This window comes from Ramlibacter agri, assembly GCF_012927085.1.
In the GTDB taxonomy this organism is placed as follows: domain Bacteria; phylum Pseudomonadota; class Gammaproteobacteria; order Burkholderiales; family Burkholderiaceae_C; genus Ramlibacter; species Ramlibacter agri.
Genome location: NZ_JABBFX010000001.1, coordinates 988,889 through 1,004,712 on the forward strand (window position 1 = coordinate 988,889; position 15,824 = coordinate 1,004,712).

Consider the following 15,824-nt stretch of genomic DNA (forward strand, 5'->3'; position numbering starts at 1 on the left):
CAGGCGCTTCGGGGGTGGACCTTGTCCTCAGTGTTTGGTGTCATGGGGCGGCAGGTCGAAACCGGGCTGGGCGGAAGAGGAGTCGTCCTCGTCGGCGGCTTCGGCTTCGGGCTGCGCCCAGAACAGGCGATCCGGGACCACGTGGCCCATGCCGGGCCGGAAGCCGCCGTCGAGGCAGCGATCGAGATAGGCGAGCGCCTCGGTGGCGGCCGCCGCGAGGTCGGAGCCGCCGGCCACCAGGGCGGCGAGGGCGGCCGACAGGGTGTCGCCGGCGCCGGAGAACACGGCGTCGAAACGCTCGAACTTCTCGCTGGCCAGCACAGCCTGCGGCGTGGCCAGCACGTTGTCGACGAACTGGTCCGGCAACGGCACGCCGGTGACGAGCGTATAGGGCACGCCCATCTCCGAAGCGGCCTTGGCGAGGTCGCGGGCGGTGGGGCTGCTCTCCTTGTTCCAGTCCGGAAGGAGCCAGCGCCACAGGGTGCTGTGGTTTCCTACCAACACGGTCGTTTGCGGCAGCAAGAGCTCCTTGAAGGCGTCTTCGTAGAGGTCCGCAGGGCCTTCGTCCCACCAGGACAACGCAGGCATGTACGCGATGAGAGGAACGTCCGGATAGTCCGCGGCGATCTCCGCGATGGTGCTGATCGACTCGGGGCTGCCCGCGAAACCGACCTTGATCACCTGCACCGGAACGTCCTCGAGGATCGTGCGCGCCTGCTCGGCGACCGCGTCCTCGTCGAAGGCGAAATGGTCGAACACCTCTCCGGTGTCGCGCACATACGCGCCGGTGACGACGGGCAGCGGATGCGCGCCCACCGATGCGATCGAGGTGACATCCGCCGCGAGTCCGCCTGCACCGCTGGGGTCGCTCGCGTTGAACACCATCACGCAAGCCGGGCCTGCGTCGTCGTTTTCGGGCTGGGGATCCGGGCGCGTGGAGATAGGTGTGGAATTAGTCATTGGGGCCCGCTTCGCCCGCAGAAACCTAGGCAAAGGGCCTAGATACAATCGTTGCATTCTAAGCGAAGGCCCTTTAAGCTGTGACTGAGACCAAAACGTGGATGTGTCTGATTTGCGGGTGGATTTATGACGAATCCACCGGCGCCCCCGAACATGGCATCGCGCCCGGAACCCCTTGGGACCAGGTGCCGATGAACTGGACCTGTCCGGAGTGTGGTGCCCGCAAGGAAGACTTCGAGATGGTCCAGATCTGAGGCAGGGGATCCGCAACGACGGAGATTCATAAAAGCGGACGCCTGCCGCCCAAAACATAAAGCAGTAACGAGTTGAGGAGCAGCGTCAAGTGAGCACGTCTGGGTTGAAGGTGCTGGTAATCGATGACAGCAACACCATCCGGCGCAGCGCGGAAATCTTCCTGAAGCAGGGCGGCCACGAGGTAATGCTGGCCGAGGACGGCTTCGACGCGCTGTCCAAGGTCAACGATTACGAGCCCCACCTGATCTTCTGCGACATCCTGATGCCCCGCCTCGACGGGTATCAGACCTGCGCCATCATCAAGCGCAACGCCAAGTTCTCTGCCGTGCCCGTCGTCATGCTGTCCTCGAAGGACGGCGTCTTCGACAAGGCCCGCGGCCGCATGGTCGGCTCGCAGGATTACCTTACCAAGCCTTTCACCAAGGACCAGCTGCTGCAGACCGTGCAGCAGTTCGGCCAACAGAAATAGAAGTTCAGGAGTTAGATGCCCATGGCCATCAAGAAAGTGCTCGTCGTCGACGATTCGAAGACGGAACTCATGTTCATGACCGACCTTCTCCAGAAGAACGGCTTCTCGGTCAAGACCGCCGAGGGCGCGGACGATGCATTCCGCCGCCTCGCCGAGGAAAAGCCGGACCTGATCCTGATGGACGTCGTGATGCCCGGGCAGAACGGCTTCCAGCTCACGCGCGCGATCACCCGCGATCCGAACTACGCGGACGTGCCGATCATCATGTGCACGAGCAAGAACCAGGAAACCGACCGTGTGTGGGGCATGCGCCAGGGCGCGCGCGACTACATCACGAAGCCGGTGGACGCCGACGAACTCATGGCCAAGATCAAGGCCCTGGGCTGAGCCCGCGCGCCGTAACCGAGTAGTCCATGGCCAACCGCGAAGCCCTCCGTGAGCTGCAGAGCCGGCTGGCCAGCCGGCTGCAGGCCGCCCGCAGCGAAGGCGTGCAGGCGTCCTGGCTGGCCGTCGAGTCCGCCGGGCGCAAGTTCCTGTTCCCCCTGGCCCAGTCGGGCGAGATCTTCCCCTTCGCCGCCACCCAGGTGGTGCCGTACACCCATCCGTGGTTCCTCGGCGTCGCCAACCTGCGCGGTGGACTCTATGGCGTCGTGGACCTGGGCAGCTTCGTCAGCGGCCAGGCGCCCGCGCAGCGTTCCGATGCCGGCCGCGCGGAGTCGCGGCTGGTCGCGCTCAATGCTCTCCTCGAGATCAATTGCGCACTCCTGATCGACCGCCTCGCCGGTCTGCGGAACATCGACGCCTTCACCGCCTCGAACGAGGCCCCCCAGGGCTCCCCCGAATACTTTGGCAGCGGCTACACCGATGCCAGCGGTGCTTACTGGCAGGAAATCAACCTGCAGGCGCTGTCGCAACAACCGCAGTTCCTGAGCATCAGTGCTTAGGCCCAACAAGCACGAAGGCTTGCCATCATGTCCGTCGCCGATTCCATCAAAAACCTGTTCGGTAAGAAACTGCCGCCCGACGCCGACCCGTCTGTCACCCAGGAACTGAGCCTGGGCATGCCTTACGGCTCCACCGCGAGCATCGAGGCCGGCAGCACCCAGGGCGTGGACCGCAACTCCATCGAGCCGGACAGCGTCGACTCGATCGACCAGCTCGAGGAAATCGACGCGGCGGAACTGATCGCGGTGCCCCTGCTGGGGCGCCGCACCACCACCACCCACCAGCGCTTCCTGTTCACGCTGCTGTCGCTGGCCCTGGTGGTCCTGGGCGGCGTGGCGATCTACGCGGTGAACTCCGCCGACAAGGTCGCCCAGCAGGTGGCGGGTACCGGTAGCTCGCTGATGCAGTCGCAGCGCCTGGCGAAGTCGGTGTCGCAGGCCCTGATCGGCAGCCCGCAGGCCTTCCCGGACGTGCAGGAGTCGGCCAAGGTGCTGGCCTCCACGGTGCGCGGCCTGAAGAACGGCGACCCCAGCCTGCGCCTGGCGCCGGTGAGCGGCGACCTGCAGACCGACGTCGACAAGGTGCTGCCGCTGATCGACCGCGCCGAGAAGAACGCCGGCACCGTGATGAGCCAGCAGAAGATCCTGACCCAGGTGGGCGCCGCTCTGCGCACGATCAACCGCCAGTCGTCCGACCTGCTGGAAATCGCCGAGACGGTGTCCTCGCTGAAGCTGCAGCAGAACGCCGCGCCCGCCGAGATCTCCGCCGCCGGCCAGCTGGTGATGCTGACCCAGCGTATCGGCAAGTCCGCCAACGAATTCCTGACGATGGAAGGCGTGTCGCCGGAAGCCGTGTTCCTGCTGGGCAAGGACTTGAACTCCTTCAAGGAAATCGCCCAAGGCATGCTGGATGGCAGCCCCGAGCTGCGCCTGGCCGCCTCCAAGGACGAACAGACGCGCGAACGCCTGGATGCGCTGCTGAAGCTGTACGAGCAGACCCGCACGCAAGCCGGCGCCATCCTGGGCAACCTGCAGGGCCTGGTGTCCGCTCGTGAAGCGCAAGCCTCGATCATCCAGGACTCCGAGCCGCTGCGCCGCCAGCTGGAAGACATCCAGGGCAAGCTGTCCGCGCAGACCGGCCTGGGCTTCGCCGCCCTGACCGCCCTGGCGGTGTCCTCGCTGTTCGCCATCCTGTGCGCCATCGGCCTCGCCTACGTGCAGCTGCAGGACTCGCGGGTTCGCCAGCAGCGCGCTGAATCGCAGCGCCACGAAGCCGAGCGCCAGGAGCAGGAAGCCAAGCGCGTGAACGACGCCAACCAGGCGGCCATTCTGCGGCTGATGAACGAACTGCAGTCGGTCGCCGAAGGCGACCTGACGCAGGAAGCGACCGTGACCGAGGACATCACCGGCGCCATCGCCGACTCGGTGAACTACACGGTGGAAGAACTTCGACAGCTGGTGGGCGCCGTGCAGAACACGGCAACCAAGGTGGCGCAGACGACGGCGCAGGTGGAATCGACCTCCACCGAGCTGCTGGCGGCCTCGACCGAGCAGCTGCGCGAAATTCGCGAAACCGGCCAGTCCGTGCTGGACATGGCGTCCCGAATCAACCAGGTGTCCGGGCAGGCGCAGGAGTCCGCCCAGGTGGCCCGCCAGACGCTGCGCGCGACCGAGCAGGGCCTGCAGGCCGTGCAGAACGCCATCGGCGGCATGAACGCCATCCGCGACCAGATCCAGGAAACCTCCAAGCGGATCAAGCGGCTGGGCGAATCGTCGCAGGAGATCGGTGAAATCACCGAACTGATTTCCGACATTACCGAACAGACGAACGTGCTGGCCCTGAACGCCGCCATCCAGGCCGCGTCGGCCGGTGAAGCCGGCCGCGGCTTCTCGGTGGTGGCGGAAGAAGTGCAGCGCCTCGCTGAACGTTCCGCGGACGCCACGCGCCAGATCTCGGCGCTGGTGAAGGCCATTCAGACCGACACGCAGGACGCCGTGGCCGCCATGGAGCGCTCCACGCAGGGTGTGGTGGAAGGGGCCAAGCTGTCCGACAACGCGGGTACCGCGCTGACGGAAATCGACCAGGTGTCGCGCCGCCTCGCCGAACTGATCGAGCAGATCTCGACCTCCGCGTCCAAGGAAGCCGAATCCGCCAACGTGGTGGCCGGAAACATCCAGCACATCTTCGCCGTGACGGAACAGACCGGTGAAGGTACCCGTTCGACCGCGCAGCAGGTGCGCGAGCTGACCCGGATGGCCGAGGAACTGCGCCAGTCTGTGTCGCGATTCAAGATTGCATAACCCGGTAGCCTGACCTCTACGGAGCCCGATCCCGAGCCCCTTCATGCAAGCCACCGAACTCGACCAAGACCTGGCAAACAACGACCTGGGCCCATTGGCCTGGGTTCTGGACGAGCTGCGCAAGTCGCTCGAGTCCGCTTCGTCCGCGCTGCGGCGCTTCGTGCGCGATACCGCGCAGGCCCGCGGCCAGGACATGAGCTCCGTCGACACGGGGCAGCTGCGCATCGCGCGCCAGCACATGCACCAGGCCGTCGGTGCGCTGGAGATGGTGGGGCTGGCTGCGCCGGCCTCGATCCTGCGCGCCATGGAAGGCGCGGCGCAGAAGTTCGTCGAGAAGCCCGAGCTGTGCACCGAGGCCGCCGCGGCCAAGGTGGAGCGCGCCGGCTTCGCGCTGACGGAATTCCTCGAAGCGCTGCTGGGCGGCAAGGACGTCTCGCCGCTGTCGCTGTTCCCGCAGTACAAGGACGTGCAGGACCTCGCGGGCGCCAACCAGGCCCACCCCGGCGACCTGTGGGGCATGGACTGGCGCTGGAACGAAGTGCAGGGCCCCGCGGCGCAGCCGCTCGCCTATGAGCCCGCCGTGCGCGCGCGCATGGACCAGGCGGTGCTGCGCATCGTCAAGTCCGCCGACGCCGCCGCCGGCCGCGAGCTGGTCGACGTCAGCCAGGGCCTGGCCACGGCGCAGCAGGACCGCCAGCCGCGCATCTTCTGGCGCATCGCCGCCGGCTACTTCGAGGCGATCTCGCTGGGCCTGTTGCCGCCCGACGTGTTCGTCAAGCGCGCCGCTTCGCGCGTGCTGCTGCAATACGCATCGCTCGCCAAAGGCGAGCAGGGCGTGTCCGACCGCCTGGCGCAGGACCTCGCTTTCTTCTGCGCGCAGGCCGTGCCGCCGCAGGGCGCCAGCGCGCCGGCCCTGGCGGCCGTGCGCGAGGCCTATGGCCTGGGCAAGCACAAGCCGGTCGACTACGCGACCAGCCCCTTCGGCCGTTTCGACCCCGTGCTGCTGTCGCAGATGCGCAAGCGCATCGGCGCGGCCAAGGAGTCGTGGTCGGCGCTGTCGGGTGGCGACGCCCACAAGCTCAAGACGGTGCTGGACCAGTTCACGGCGCTGAACGACACGCTGCTGAAGCTCTATCCGCCGAGCGAGCCGCTGGCCAAGGGCCTGAGCTCCGCGATGGAAGCGGTGGGCCGCTCCGGCCGCCCGCCGAGCCCCGAACTGGCCATGGAAGTGGCCAAGGACCTCGACCCGAACGACGCCACCTTGCCCGAGCGCACGCAGCGCCTGTCCGAGCGCCTGCTGAAGGTGGTGCACGGCGGCCAGCAGGAGCCGCTGGAACACTGGGTCGAGGACCTGTACCGGCGCGTCAGCGACAAGCAGACCATGGGCAGCGTCGTCGGCGAACTGCGCGGCACCCTGGGCGAGCTGGAAAAGCTGCTGGACATGTTCTTCCGCAACCCGGCCGACAAGGGGCCGCTGCGGGAGGCGGCGCAGATGCGCGGCGTGCTGTCCGTGCTGGGCCTGGAACAGGCCTCGCAGGCCGTGCTGCGCATGCGCGACACGGTCGAGAACATCATCGTGACCGAGGTCGACGAAGAGAAGGCGCGCGCCGCCGGCACCTTCGACAAGCTGGGCACGAACCTCGGCGCGTTGGGCTTCCTGATCGACATGCTGAACTACCAGCCGACGCTGGCGAAGAAGCTGTTCGTGTGGGACGACCTCAATGGCGAGCTGCGCCCGCTGATGGGCCGTGAAGGCGGCGACTCGCACGTGCTGGCGTCGAGCCGCGCGCCCGTCGTGGCCGCGCCGGCGCCGCTTGCCGCGCCGGAGCTGTCCATCGATTTCGCCCCGGTGCAGCCGGCCCCGGCCCCGGTGGCCAAGCCGGCGCCCGCGCCCGTGGTGGCTGCGCCCGCCCCCGTCGTCGACGACGGCGACGATGACGGCGAGCTGCTGGACATCTTCCTGGAGGAAGCCAAGGAGGTCGTGCAGAACGGCCTGGGCGCCTTGCAGGCGCTGGCCGCCGACCCCGGCAACCTGGCGGACATGACCACGCTGCGCCGCGCGTTCCACACGCTCAAGGGCAGCTCGCGCATGGTGGGCCTCAACGAGTTCGGTGAAGCCGCGTGGTCGATGGAGCAGGTGATGAACACCTGGCTCGCCGACCAGAAGCCGTCCAACGACGAACTTCGCAGCCTGTGCACGCAGGCGATGGAGCTGTTCGACGTCTGGATCGCCGACATCTCCAGCCGCACGGAAACCGCCTGGAAGGCCTCCGCATTCCGCGCACCCGCCGACGCCATGCGCACCGAGCACCGCCTGGTGCGCATCGCTTCGCCGAAGGGCGGCGCCGTGTCCGCGCCGGCCCCGCTGGAAGTCGCGCCTGCGTCCGAGCCCGTGCCGGCGCAGGACCTCGAGATCATCTCCTCGCTGGCCGCGCTGGACGAACTGCCGACGCAGGCCCCCGCGCCGCTGCCGGCACCCGCTCCCGCCGCCGAGCCGGCCATCGAGCTGAGCTTCGACAGCCTGGACTTTGCGCCCGCGCCCGTTGTGGCGCCCGAACCCGCGCCTGCGTCCGTGCCGGCCGCGCTCGAGTTGCCCGATTTCGGCGACCTCAACCTCGACTTCGCCGCCGCCGCGCCGGCACCGGCCATCGCGCCGGTGGCGGACCCCGCGCCGGTGGCCGAACCGGTGGCCTCGCTGCCCGATTTCGAGTTCGACTTCGAAGTGACGCCGGCCGAGCCGGTGCCGGCGACCGAAGTTTCGGAACTGAGCCTCGACGAACTGCCGCCCGAATTCGCGGAACTCGGTACCACGCAGAAGCTGCTCAAGGTGGAACTGCCGGCCGAGGAAATGAAGATCGAGCTGCCCGTGCGGCCCCCGCACGAGGACCTGCCCGAATTCAGCACCACGGCGATCCTGCCCAAGCTGGAGCTCCCGCCCGCCGCCGCCGCACCCGCGGTGCCGGCGGAGCCGGCCGCGCCGATCGAGATCGACGGCATCGACTTCTCCAGCCTGTCCGCTGTCGCCGGCCCCGCCGCGCAGCCGGAACCGGTCGCCGCGCCGGTGCCGGCGATGCAGCCCGAACCCGAGCCGCAGCCCGAAGTGCTGGAGGCCGCGGCCCCGGCGCGCGACGAGCAGGTCAAGGTCATCGGCCACCTGCGCATCGGCATCCCGCTCTACAACGTCTACCTCAACGAGGCGGACGAGTGGTCGCGCCGCCTCGCCACCGAGATCAGCGAGTGGACGCTGGAAATGAACCAGCGCGTGCCCGATTCCACGGTGGGCTGGGCCCATGCGCTGGCGGGCAGCTCCGCCACCGTGGGCTTCCAGGCGCTGTCCGACATCGCCCGCGGCCTCGAAGGCGCGCTGCAGCACACGCAGACGCTGGCCACCGGCACGCGTGAACACGCCCGCGTGTTCACCGAAGCTTCCGAAGAAGTGCGCCGCCTGCTGCACCAGTTCGCCGCCGGTTTCCTGAAGGATCCCGAGCCGCGCATCCTGCAGGAACTGCAGCAGCTGAAGGACGCCGAAGGCGAGCCGCGTTCCGAGACGCCCGAAAGCGTGTTCCCCACGCCGGACGCCGCGGAGATCGCCGCCGTCACGCCGCCGCCGATGGAGCGTCCGCGCCCGGTGGTGCAGCCGCTGATCGCGCCGGTGCAGACCGTGCTCGCGCCCAGGCATGCGCCGCTGGCGCAGGTGAGCGGCGACGAAGACCTCGACGTCGTCGACGCCATCGACCCCGACCTGTTCCCGATCTTCGAGGAAGAGGCGGCCGAACTGATGCCCGCGCTGGGCAGCGCGCTGCGCCTGTGGGCCAGCCACCCGGGCCAGCGCGAGCCGCGCGACCAGGTGCTGCGCCACCTGCACACGCTCAAGGGCAGCGCCCGCCTGGCCGGCGCGCTGCAGCTGGGCGAACTGGCGCACCGCATGGAGTCCGAGGTGGAATACCTCGGCCACGAGAACATCGCCGCCGCCGACGTCGACACGCTGCTGCAGCGTTTCGATGCGATGCAGGCCCGCTTCGACACGCTGCGTGCCACCGGCGGCGTCGCCCCGGCGGAAGCCGCCTACGAAGCGCCGGCGCCGGTGGCCGCGCCCGCTCCGGCGCCGGTGCACGCCGCCGCGCCGGTGCAGGCCGCCGCACCGCAAGTGCAGGCCGCCGCTGCGCCGGTGGTGCGCAGCACCGCCATCGCGCTGCCGGTGCAGACGCAGCTGGCGCCCGCGCGCCAGGCCGCCAACCAGGCGGTGCGCGTGCGCTCGCAGCTGCTGGACCGCCTGGTCAACCAGGCCGGCGAGGTGATGATCACCCGCTCGCGCCTGGAGTCCGAACTGAAGCAGCTGCGTGGCTCGCTCGGCGACCTCACCGGCAACCTGGACCGCCTGCGCGGCCAGCTGCGGGACATCGAGGTGCAGGCCGAGTCGCAGATGCAGTCGCGCATGGCGCAGGCCAAGGAAACCTCGGGCTTCGACCCGCTGGAGTTCGACCGCTTCACCCGCGTGCAGGAACTGACTCGCATGATGGCCGAGTCGGTGAACGACGTGGCCACGGTGCAGCGGAACATCCAGCGCGTGGTGGAAGCCACCGAAGACGACCTGATCGCGCAGGCCCGCCAGACCCGCGAACTGCAGCGCGACCTGCTGCGCACGCGCATGGTGGAGTTCGAGGGCATCTCGGACCGCCTGTACCGCGTGGTGCGCCTGGCCGCCAAGGAAAGCAGCAAGCAGGTCAAGCTGGACATCCTGGGCGGCTCGATCGAAATGGACCGCGGCGTGCTGGATCGCATGACGCCGGCCTTCGAACACCTGCTGCGCAACTGCGTGGCCCACGGTGTCGAAACGCCCGACGTGCGCACCGGCGCCGGCAAGGATGCCACCGGCACCATCAGCATCCACGTGCGCCAGGAAGGCAACGACGTCTCGGTGGAATTCCAGGACGACGGCGCCGGCCTGAACGTGCCGCGGATCCGCGAGAAGGCGCTGCAGCAAGGGCTGATCACGCCCGAGCAGCAGATCTCCGACGAGGAAGCGGCCAACCTGATCTTCCTGCCCGGTTTCTCCACCGCGCAGCAAGTGACGGAACTGGCCGGCCGCGGCATCGGCATGGACGTGGTGCGCGCCGAAGTCAACGCGCTCGGCGGCCGCATCGAGACCTCGACCCAGATGGGCCGCGGCACGAGCTTCAAGCTGGTGCTGCCGCTGACCACCGCGGTCACGCAGGTGGTGATGGTGCGCTCCGGCAGGCTGGCCATCGGCGTGCCCGCCAACCTGGTGGAACTGGTGCGCCGCGCCAGCGTCAAGGAAGTGCAGCAGGCCTACAACTCGGCCAGTTTCGACTTCGGCGGCGAGCAGCTGCCCTTCTTCTGGTCGGGCGCGCTGCTGCAGTCCTCTTCGCGCAGCAACGAGCCGCAGGGCAAGACGCTGCCGGTCGTGATCTTCCGCTCCGCCGCGCAGCGCGTGGCGGTGCACGTCGACGAAGTGCTGGGCAACCAGGAAGTCGTGGTGAAGAACCTCGGGCCGCAGATGTCGCGCCTGCCCGGCCTGGCCGGCATGAGCGTGCTGGCATCCGGCGCCGTGGTCCTGATCTACAACCCGGTGGCGCTGACGCAGGTGTACGGCGAGCAGGCCCGCGCGATGAGCGCGGACCACGCCAGCCCCGACGTGCTCGGCGAAAACGCCGTGCGGGTCGTCACGCCGGCGAAGCCGGTCGCCCCGGCGGTGCCTTCGGTGCCGCTGGTGCTGGTGGTCGACGACTCGATCACGGTGCGCCGCGTGACGCAGCGCCTGCTGCAGCGCGAAGGCTACCGCGTCGCGCTGGCGGCCGACGGCCTGCAGGCGCTGGAGCGGCTGGCCGACGAACTGCCGACGGTGGTGCTGTCGGACATCGAGATGCCGCGCATGGACGGCTTCGACCTGGCCCGCAACATCCGCGCCGACGCCCGCCTGAAGGCCTTGCCGATCGTGATGATCACCTCGCGCATCGCCGAGAAGCATCGCGAGCACGCCAAGGAACTGGGCGTGAACCACTACCTGGGCAAGCCGTACTCGGAAGAGGAGCTGCTGAGCCTGGTGAAGCACTACGCCAGGCAGGGCGTGGCAGCGTAAGGGGCCCTACGGGAGATCGCACTCCAGCGACTCCCGGTCCCACTTTCCCAGGTCCGCGGCGGCGTCGTACGCCGACTGCAGGAAAGCCAGCAGCGTCTCGTCCGGGTTCTCCGCTTCCCGCACCACGTCATACGGCAGGATGAATTCGCGCAGCTGCGCGCTGTAGAACGCGCCTGCCGGTCCCACCTTCCAGTCCGCGAAGCCCACCGGCTCGGGATAGGCGTAGGAATAGAACGCCGGATACCCCAGCCCGGCGCCGGCCCAGAAGCCCGCGCTGCTCACCTCGTGCGAGTAGGCCTCGCGCACCACCCAGTCCGCCAGCGCCGGCACGCCGCCCGGATGCGCCGGCGCGCGCCGGCCGGAGAAGCGCGTGACGGCCAGGTCGGCCGCGCCCCAGAAGAAGTGGACCGGGCTGCACTTGCCGGTGAAGCGCGTGCGGAAGATGCGCAGCACGCGCTCGGCCTGCAGCAGGATGCGCCAGTAGCGCTGCACGGCGTCGGCGTCGTAGGGGCGCGGCGCCTCGTCCTGCGCGAAGGGCAAGGCGTCCGGAATCTCGCAGGGAGCGGGACTGATCGCGACTGCCAGGCCCAGCGAATCCAGGGCCTGCTGCACGCCGCCATGGAAGCGTGCCACCGACTGCGCCTCCAGCGGCACCGCGGCAGAGCCACCATCGCTCGCTTGCACCAGCAGGCGATGGGTGAGGAAATCGAAGTCCACCTGGAAGAAGCGTTCGCCGCAGGCCAGCGGGCCGGTGCTGAGGCCGCGCGCTGTCAGCGCCAGCGCCACGTGCCAGGAATGGTTGGTCCAGGGGGTGCAGGCGAGCTTGAGCTTGCCCACCACCTGGAGCCAGCGGTGCAGGCCCGCATGCGTGTCCTGCCAGGGTTCGAAAGGGAGGGGAGGCCAGGCGGAATTCATCGCGCCATATGACCACTCGCTGGCGAGGGGCGCAAGTCCCAATATCGACCGGCGCCCAAGCAACTAAAATCGGGTCCATGCCGACTGAGGCCGATTCGATCAACCTGACCCATCACTTCCTGATCGCCATGCCGGGGCTGCAGGACGCCGCCTTTGCGCGTTCGGTGGTGTACCTGTGCGAGCACAGCCCGCGCGGAGCCCTGGGCCTGGTGATCAACAAGCCCACCGACATCAACCTGCGCAACCTCTTCGAGAAGGTCGACCTGCCGCTGGGCCGCGAGGAACTGGCCCGCACGCCGGTGCTGCAAGGCGGCCCGGTGCAGACCGAGCGCGGCTTCGTGCTGCACGAGGCCATGCATCCCGAGGGCGCCGACGCGAACGAGTCGGTCTACGCTTCCACCATGACCATCGCCGGCGGCATCGAGATGACCACGTCCAAGGACGTGCTGGAAGCCATCGCCACCGGCGCCGGCCCGCGCAAGCTGCTGGTCACGCTGGGCTACTCCGCCTGGGGCGAAGGCCAGCTGGAAACCGAGCTGGCCGAAAACAGCTGGCTGACCGTGGGCGCCGACCCGATCGTCATCTTCGACACGCCGATCGAGGAACGCTACGACAAGGCGCTGTCGCTGCTGGGCCTGCAGGCCTGGATGCTGTCGCCGGGAGCCGGGCACGCATGAGCGCGCCTGAGACCCCCGACGTCCCTTCCCATTTCCAGACCTTTCTCGCTTTCGACTTCGGGCTGAAGCGCACGGGGGTCGCCGTAGGCAACCGGATGACGCGCACCGCCACGCCGCAGCCGACGATCCGCGCCGACGCAGCGGATGCCCGCTTCGCCGCCGCCGATCAGCGCATCAAGGACTGGCAGCCAGACGCGCTGGTCGTGGGCGTGCCGTTCCACCCAGATGGCGCCAGCCACGAAAATACGCTCCGCGCCCGCAAGTTCGCCCGCCAGCTGCGCGGCCGCTTCGGCAAGCCGGTGTACGAGGTGGACGAGCGCTACAGCACCACCGAAGCGCTGGCCAGCGGGGCGCGCGATGCCGACGCCGGCGCGGCCTGCGTCATCCTGGAGCAATTCTTGAGGAGCCTGCCTTGAACCCCGCCACCCACAACGGCGCCCTGACCCTCGACGCCGAAGCCCTGTACCGCGAGCTCGCGCGCGGCGTGCGGCAGCTGCGCCGCGCCGACACGCGCCTGGTGGGCATCACCTCCGGCGGCGCCTGGCTGGCCGAGCGCCTGCACAAGGACCTGGACCTGGAAGGCACGCCCGGCGTCATCTCGTCGGCCATGCACCGGGACGACTACGCGCAGCGCGGCGTCGCCGCCACCGCGCAGACGAAGCTGGATTTCGACGTGAACGGCGCGCACATCCTGGTGCTGGACGACGTGCTCTACACCGGCCGCACCATCCGCGCGGTGATCAACGAGCTGTTCGACTACGGCCGCCCGGCCAGCGTGCAGCTGGCGGTGCTGGTGGACCGCGGCGGCCGCGAACTGCCGATCCAGGCCGACTTTGCCGCGGCCCGCGTCGCCCTGCCGGACAACCAGAGCCTGGCCCTGGCGCGCGACCCCGCCGGGCTGTTCACCTTCGAGGTCGAGCGAGCAAACTAAGACAACACCATGCTCTACAAGAGAAACCCGCAACTGAACAAGAATGGAGAGCTGATCCACCTGCTCTCCGTCGAGGGACTGCCGAAGGACATCCTCACGCACATCCTCGACACCGCCTCCACCTTCGTCAGCGTCAGCGACCGCGAGGTGAAGAAGGTGCCGCTGCTGCGCGGCAAGAGCGTGTTCAACCTGTTCTTCGAGAACAGCACGCGCACGCGCACCACCTTCGAGATCGCGGCCACGCGCCTGTCGGCCGACGTCATCAACCTGGACATCGCGCGCTCTTCGGCGTCCAAGGGCGAGTCGCTGCTGGACACCATCGCCAACCTGTCGGCGATGGCCGCCGACCTGTTCGTCGTGCGCCACAGCGAATCCGGTGCGCCGTACCTGATCGCGCAGCATGTCGCGCCGCACGTGCACGTGGTGAACGCCGGCGACGGCCGCCACTCGCACCCGACGCAGGGGCTGCTCGACATGTACACGATCCGCCACTACAAGAAGGACTTCAGCAACCTGACGGTGGCGATCGTCGGCGACGTGCTGCACTCGCGCGTGGCGCGCTCGGACATCCACGCGCTGACCACGCTGGGCTGCGCGGAGGTGCGCGTGGTCGGGCCCAAGACCTTGGTGCCCGGCGACCTGAAGGAGATGGGCGTGCGCGTCTTCCACTCGCTGGAAGAAGGCATCAAGGGCTGCGACGTCGTCATCATGCTGCGGCTGCAGAACGAGCGCATGAGCGGCGCGCTGCTGCCGTCCTCGCAGGAGTACTTCAAGCGCTACGGCCTGACGCCGGAGCGGCTGGCGCTGGCCAAGCCGGATGCCATCGTGATGCACCCCGGGCCGATCAACCGCGGGGTGGAGATCGACTCCTCGGTGGTGGACGGCAAGCAGAGCGTGATCCTGCCGCAGGTGACCTTCGGCATCGCGGTGCGGATGGCGGTGATGGGGATCGTCGCCCACAACGTGCGGGAGGCGGCATGAAGATCCTGATCAAGAACGGCCGCGTGATCGACCCGGCGCGCAACTTCGACGAGTTCTGCGAGGTCGCGCTGGCTGCCGGCCGCGTGATCAGCGTGGGCAACATCCCGGAGGGCTTCAGCCCCAACCGCGTCATCGACGCCCGCGGCTGCATCGTCGCGCCCGGCCTGGTGGACCTCGCCGTGCGCCTGCGCGAGCCGGGCCACGAGCACGAAGGCATGCTGGAAAGCGAAATGGCGGCGGCGGTGGCCGGCGGCATCACCAGCCTGGTCTGCCCGCCCGACACCGACCCGGTGCTGGACGAGCCCGGCCTGGTGGACATGCTGAAGTTCCGCGCCGAGAAGCTGCACCAGGCGCGCGTGTTCCCGCTGGGCGCGCTGACGCGCAACCTGCAGGGCGAAGTGCTGACCGAGATGGCGGAGCTCACCGAGTCGGGCTGCGTCGGCTTCAGCCAGGCCGAAGTGCCGCTGCAGAACACGCAGGTGCTGCAGCGCGCCTTCCAGTACGCGGCCACCTTCGGCTATGCCGTGTGGCTGCGGCCGCAGGACTACTACCTGGGCAAGGGCGTGGCCGCCAGCGGCGCGCTGGCGACGCGCCTGGGCCTGTCCGGCATTCCCGTGGCGGCGGAGACGATCGCGATCCAGACCATCCTGGAACTGATGCGCATCACGGGCGCGCGCGTGCACCTGTGCCGCATCAGCAGCGCCGCCGCCGTGGCGCTGGTGCGCGCGGCCAAGAGCGAAGGCCTGGCAATCACCTGCGACGTCAGCATCAACTCCCTGCACCTCACCGACGTCGACATCGGCTACTTCGACAGCCGCATGCGCCTGAGCCCGCCGCTGCGCCAGCAGCGCGATCGCGACGCGCTGCGCGAAGGCCTGGCCGACGGCACCATCGACGCGCTGGTCTCGGACCACACGCCGGTGGATGAAGACGCCAAGACGCTGCCTTTCGCCGAAGCGGAGCCGGGCGCCACCGGCCTCGAGCTGCTGCTGGGCCTGGCGCTGAAGTGGGGCCAGGAAGACGGCGTGGGCCTGATGCGCGCGCTGGCGGTGCTGACCAGCGAGCCGGCCCGCGTGCTGGGAAGCGCGCTGGGCACGCTGCAGGCGAGTGCCGGCCAGCTGCTCGATGGCGGCGTGGCCGACGTCTGCATCTTCGACCCGCAGGAAGCCTGGACCGTCACGCCCGGCGCGCTGCGCAGCCAGGGCCGCAACACGCCCTTCGCCGGCCACGAGCTGCCCGGGCAGGTGCGCTTCACCATCGTGGGCGGCCAGGTCGCCTACGAGGCCTGAGC

General features: G+C 69.0%; 13 protein-coding genes. 11 read left to right on the forward strand and 2 right to left on the reverse strand.

The features are described from left to right. Positions 1-27: 27 nt before the first annotated feature. Entirely contained in the window at positions 28-960 is a 933-nt protein-coding gene (gene thiD / locus HHL11_RS04755; protein WP_169417288.1) for a bifunctional hydroxymethylpyrimidine kinase/phosphomethylpyrimidine kinase, read from the reverse strand. Between the two features lie 101 nt (positions 961-1,061). Between thiD and HHL11_RS04760 the strand changes: the two genes are divergently transcribed. The 6 genes from HHL11_RS04760 to HHL11_RS04785 all read left to right on the forward strand — a co-directional run bounded on the left by HHL11_RS04760 (position 1,062) and on the right by HHL11_RS04785 (position 11,029). Beyond that, positions 1,062-1,214, forward strand: coding sequence for a rubredoxin (locus tag HHL11_RS04760; RefSeq protein WP_205964350.1), 153 nt, complete (start codon positions 1,062-1,064; stop codon positions 1,212-1,214). Between the two features lie 89 nt (positions 1,215-1,303). Further along, entirely contained in the window at positions 1,304-1,684 is a 381-nt protein-coding gene (locus HHL11_RS04765; protein ID WP_169417290.1) for a response regulator, read from the forward strand. 21 nt (positions 1,685-1,705) lie between these two features. Next, complete coding sequence (locus tag HHL11_RS04770) at positions 1,706-2,071, forward strand: response regulator transcription factor (RefSeq protein WP_169417291.1); 366 nt, start codon at positions 1,706-1,708, stop codon at positions 2,069-2,071. A 26-nt stretch (positions 2,072-2,097) separates the two neighbouring features. Then, complete coding sequence (locus HHL11_RS04775) at positions 2,098-2,628, forward strand: chemotaxis protein CheW (protein ID WP_169417292.1); 531 nt, start codon at positions 2,098-2,100, stop codon at positions 2,626-2,628. Positions 2,629-2,655: 27 nt separating this feature from the next. Then, positions 2,656-4,929 (forward strand): methyl-accepting chemotaxis protein, encoded by a 2,274-nt coding sequence (locus HHL11_RS04780; RefSeq protein WP_169417293.1) that lies wholly within the window; start codon positions 2,656-2,658, stop codon positions 4,927-4,929. 43 nt (positions 4,930-4,972) lie between these two features. Then, entirely contained in the window at positions 4,973-11,029 is a 6,057-nt protein-coding gene (locus tag HHL11_RS04785) for an Hpt domain-containing protein (protein ID WP_169417294.1), read from the forward strand. Between the two features lie 6 nt (positions 11,030-11,035). Here the strand turns inward: HHL11_RS04785 and HHL11_RS04790 are convergent, their stop codons facing one another. Further along, positions 11,036-11,944 carry a DUF5996 family protein gene (locus HHL11_RS04790; RefSeq protein ID WP_169417295.1) on the reverse strand — a complete coding sequence of 303 codons (909 nt, stop codon included), beginning with the start codon at positions 11,942-11,944 and terminating at the stop codon, positions 11,036-11,038. 77 nt (positions 11,945-12,021) lie between these two features. On the opposite strand from HHL11_RS04790, the gene HHL11_RS04795 reads away from it, so the two are divergent. From HHL11_RS04795 to HHL11_RS04815, 5 genes are read left to right on the forward strand one after another with little or no spacing between them, the layout of a single operon-like run. Next, positions 12,022-12,621 carry a YqgE/AlgH family protein gene (locus HHL11_RS04795; protein ID WP_169417296.1) on the forward strand — a complete coding sequence of 200 codons (600 nt, stop codon included), beginning with the start codon at positions 12,022-12,024 and terminating at the stop codon, positions 12,619-12,621. Continuing rightward, entirely contained in the window at positions 12,618-13,037 is a 420-nt protein-coding gene (ruvX, locus tag HHL11_RS04800; protein WP_169417297.1) for a Holliday junction resolvase RuvX, read from the forward strand. The genes HHL11_RS04795 and ruvX overlap by 4 nt, the downstream gene beginning before the upstream one ends. Next, positions 13,034-13,552: a bifunctional pyr operon transcriptional regulator/uracil phosphoribosyltransferase PyrR gene (pyrR, locus tag HHL11_RS04805; protein WP_169417298.1), complete on the forward strand. Its 519-nt coding sequence runs from the start codon at positions 13,034-13,036 to the stop codon at positions 13,550-13,552. The genes ruvX and pyrR overlap by 4 nt, the downstream gene beginning before the upstream one ends. A 9-nt stretch (positions 13,553-13,561) precedes the next feature. Beyond that, positions 13,562-14,533: an aspartate carbamoyltransferase catalytic subunit gene (locus HHL11_RS04810; RefSeq protein WP_169417299.1), complete on the forward strand. Its 972-nt coding sequence runs from the start codon at positions 13,562-13,564 to the stop codon at positions 14,531-14,533. After that, positions 14,530-15,822, forward strand: coding sequence for a dihydroorotase (locus HHL11_RS04815; protein WP_169417300.1), 1,293 nt, complete (start codon positions 14,530-14,532; stop codon positions 15,820-15,822). Before HHL11_RS04810 ends, HHL11_RS04815 begins: the two co-directional genes overlap by 4 nt. The last annotated feature ends 2 nt before the right edge of the window (positions 15,823-15,824 follow it).

What these genes read in the sequence shown, in the direction of transcription:
- HHL11_RS04810 (WP_169417299.1), top strand. Translation starts at nt 13,562, where the DNA reads ATGCTCTACAAGAGAAACCCGCAACTGAACAAGAATGGAGAGCTGATC.
- HHL11_RS04785 (WP_169417294.1), top strand. Translation starts at nt 4,973, where the DNA reads ATGCAAGCCACCGAACTCGACCAAGACCTGGCAAACAACGACCTGGGC.
- HHL11_RS04775 (WP_169417292.1), top strand. Translation starts at nt 2,098, where the DNA reads ATGGCCAACCGCGAAGCCCTCCGTGAGCTGCAGAGCCGGCTGGCCAGC.
- ruvX (WP_169417297.1), top strand. Translation starts at nt 12,618, where the DNA reads ATGAGCGCGCCTGAGACCCCCGACGTCCCTTCCCATTTCCAGACCTTT.
- HHL11_RS04770 (WP_169417291.1), top strand. Translation starts at nt 1,706, where the DNA reads ATGGCCATCAAGAAAGTGCTCGTCGTCGACGATTCGAAGACGGAACTC.
- HHL11_RS04815 (WP_169417300.1), top strand. Translation starts at nt 14,530, where the DNA reads ATGAAGATCCTGATCAAGAACGGCCGCGTGATCGACCCGGCGCGCAAC.
- HHL11_RS04790 (WP_169417295.1), bottom strand. Translation starts at nt 11,944, where the DNA reads ATGAATTCCGCCTGGCCTCCCCTCCCTTTCGAACCCTGGCAGGACACG.
- HHL11_RS04780 (WP_169417293.1), top strand. Translation starts at nt 2,656, where the DNA reads ATGTCCGTCGCCGATTCCATCAAAAACCTGTTCGGTAAGAAACTGCCG.
- HHL11_RS04760 (WP_205964350.1), top strand. Translation starts at nt 1,062, where the DNA reads ATGTGTCTGATTTGCGGGTGGATTTATGACGAATCCACCGGCGCCCCC.
- thiD (WP_169417288.1), bottom strand. Translation starts at nt 960, where the DNA reads ATGACTAATTCCACACCTATCTCCACGCGCCCGGATCCCCAGCCCGAA.
- HHL11_RS04795 (WP_169417296.1), top strand. Translation starts at nt 12,022, where the DNA reads ATGCCGACTGAGGCCGATTCGATCAACCTGACCCATCACTTCCTGATC.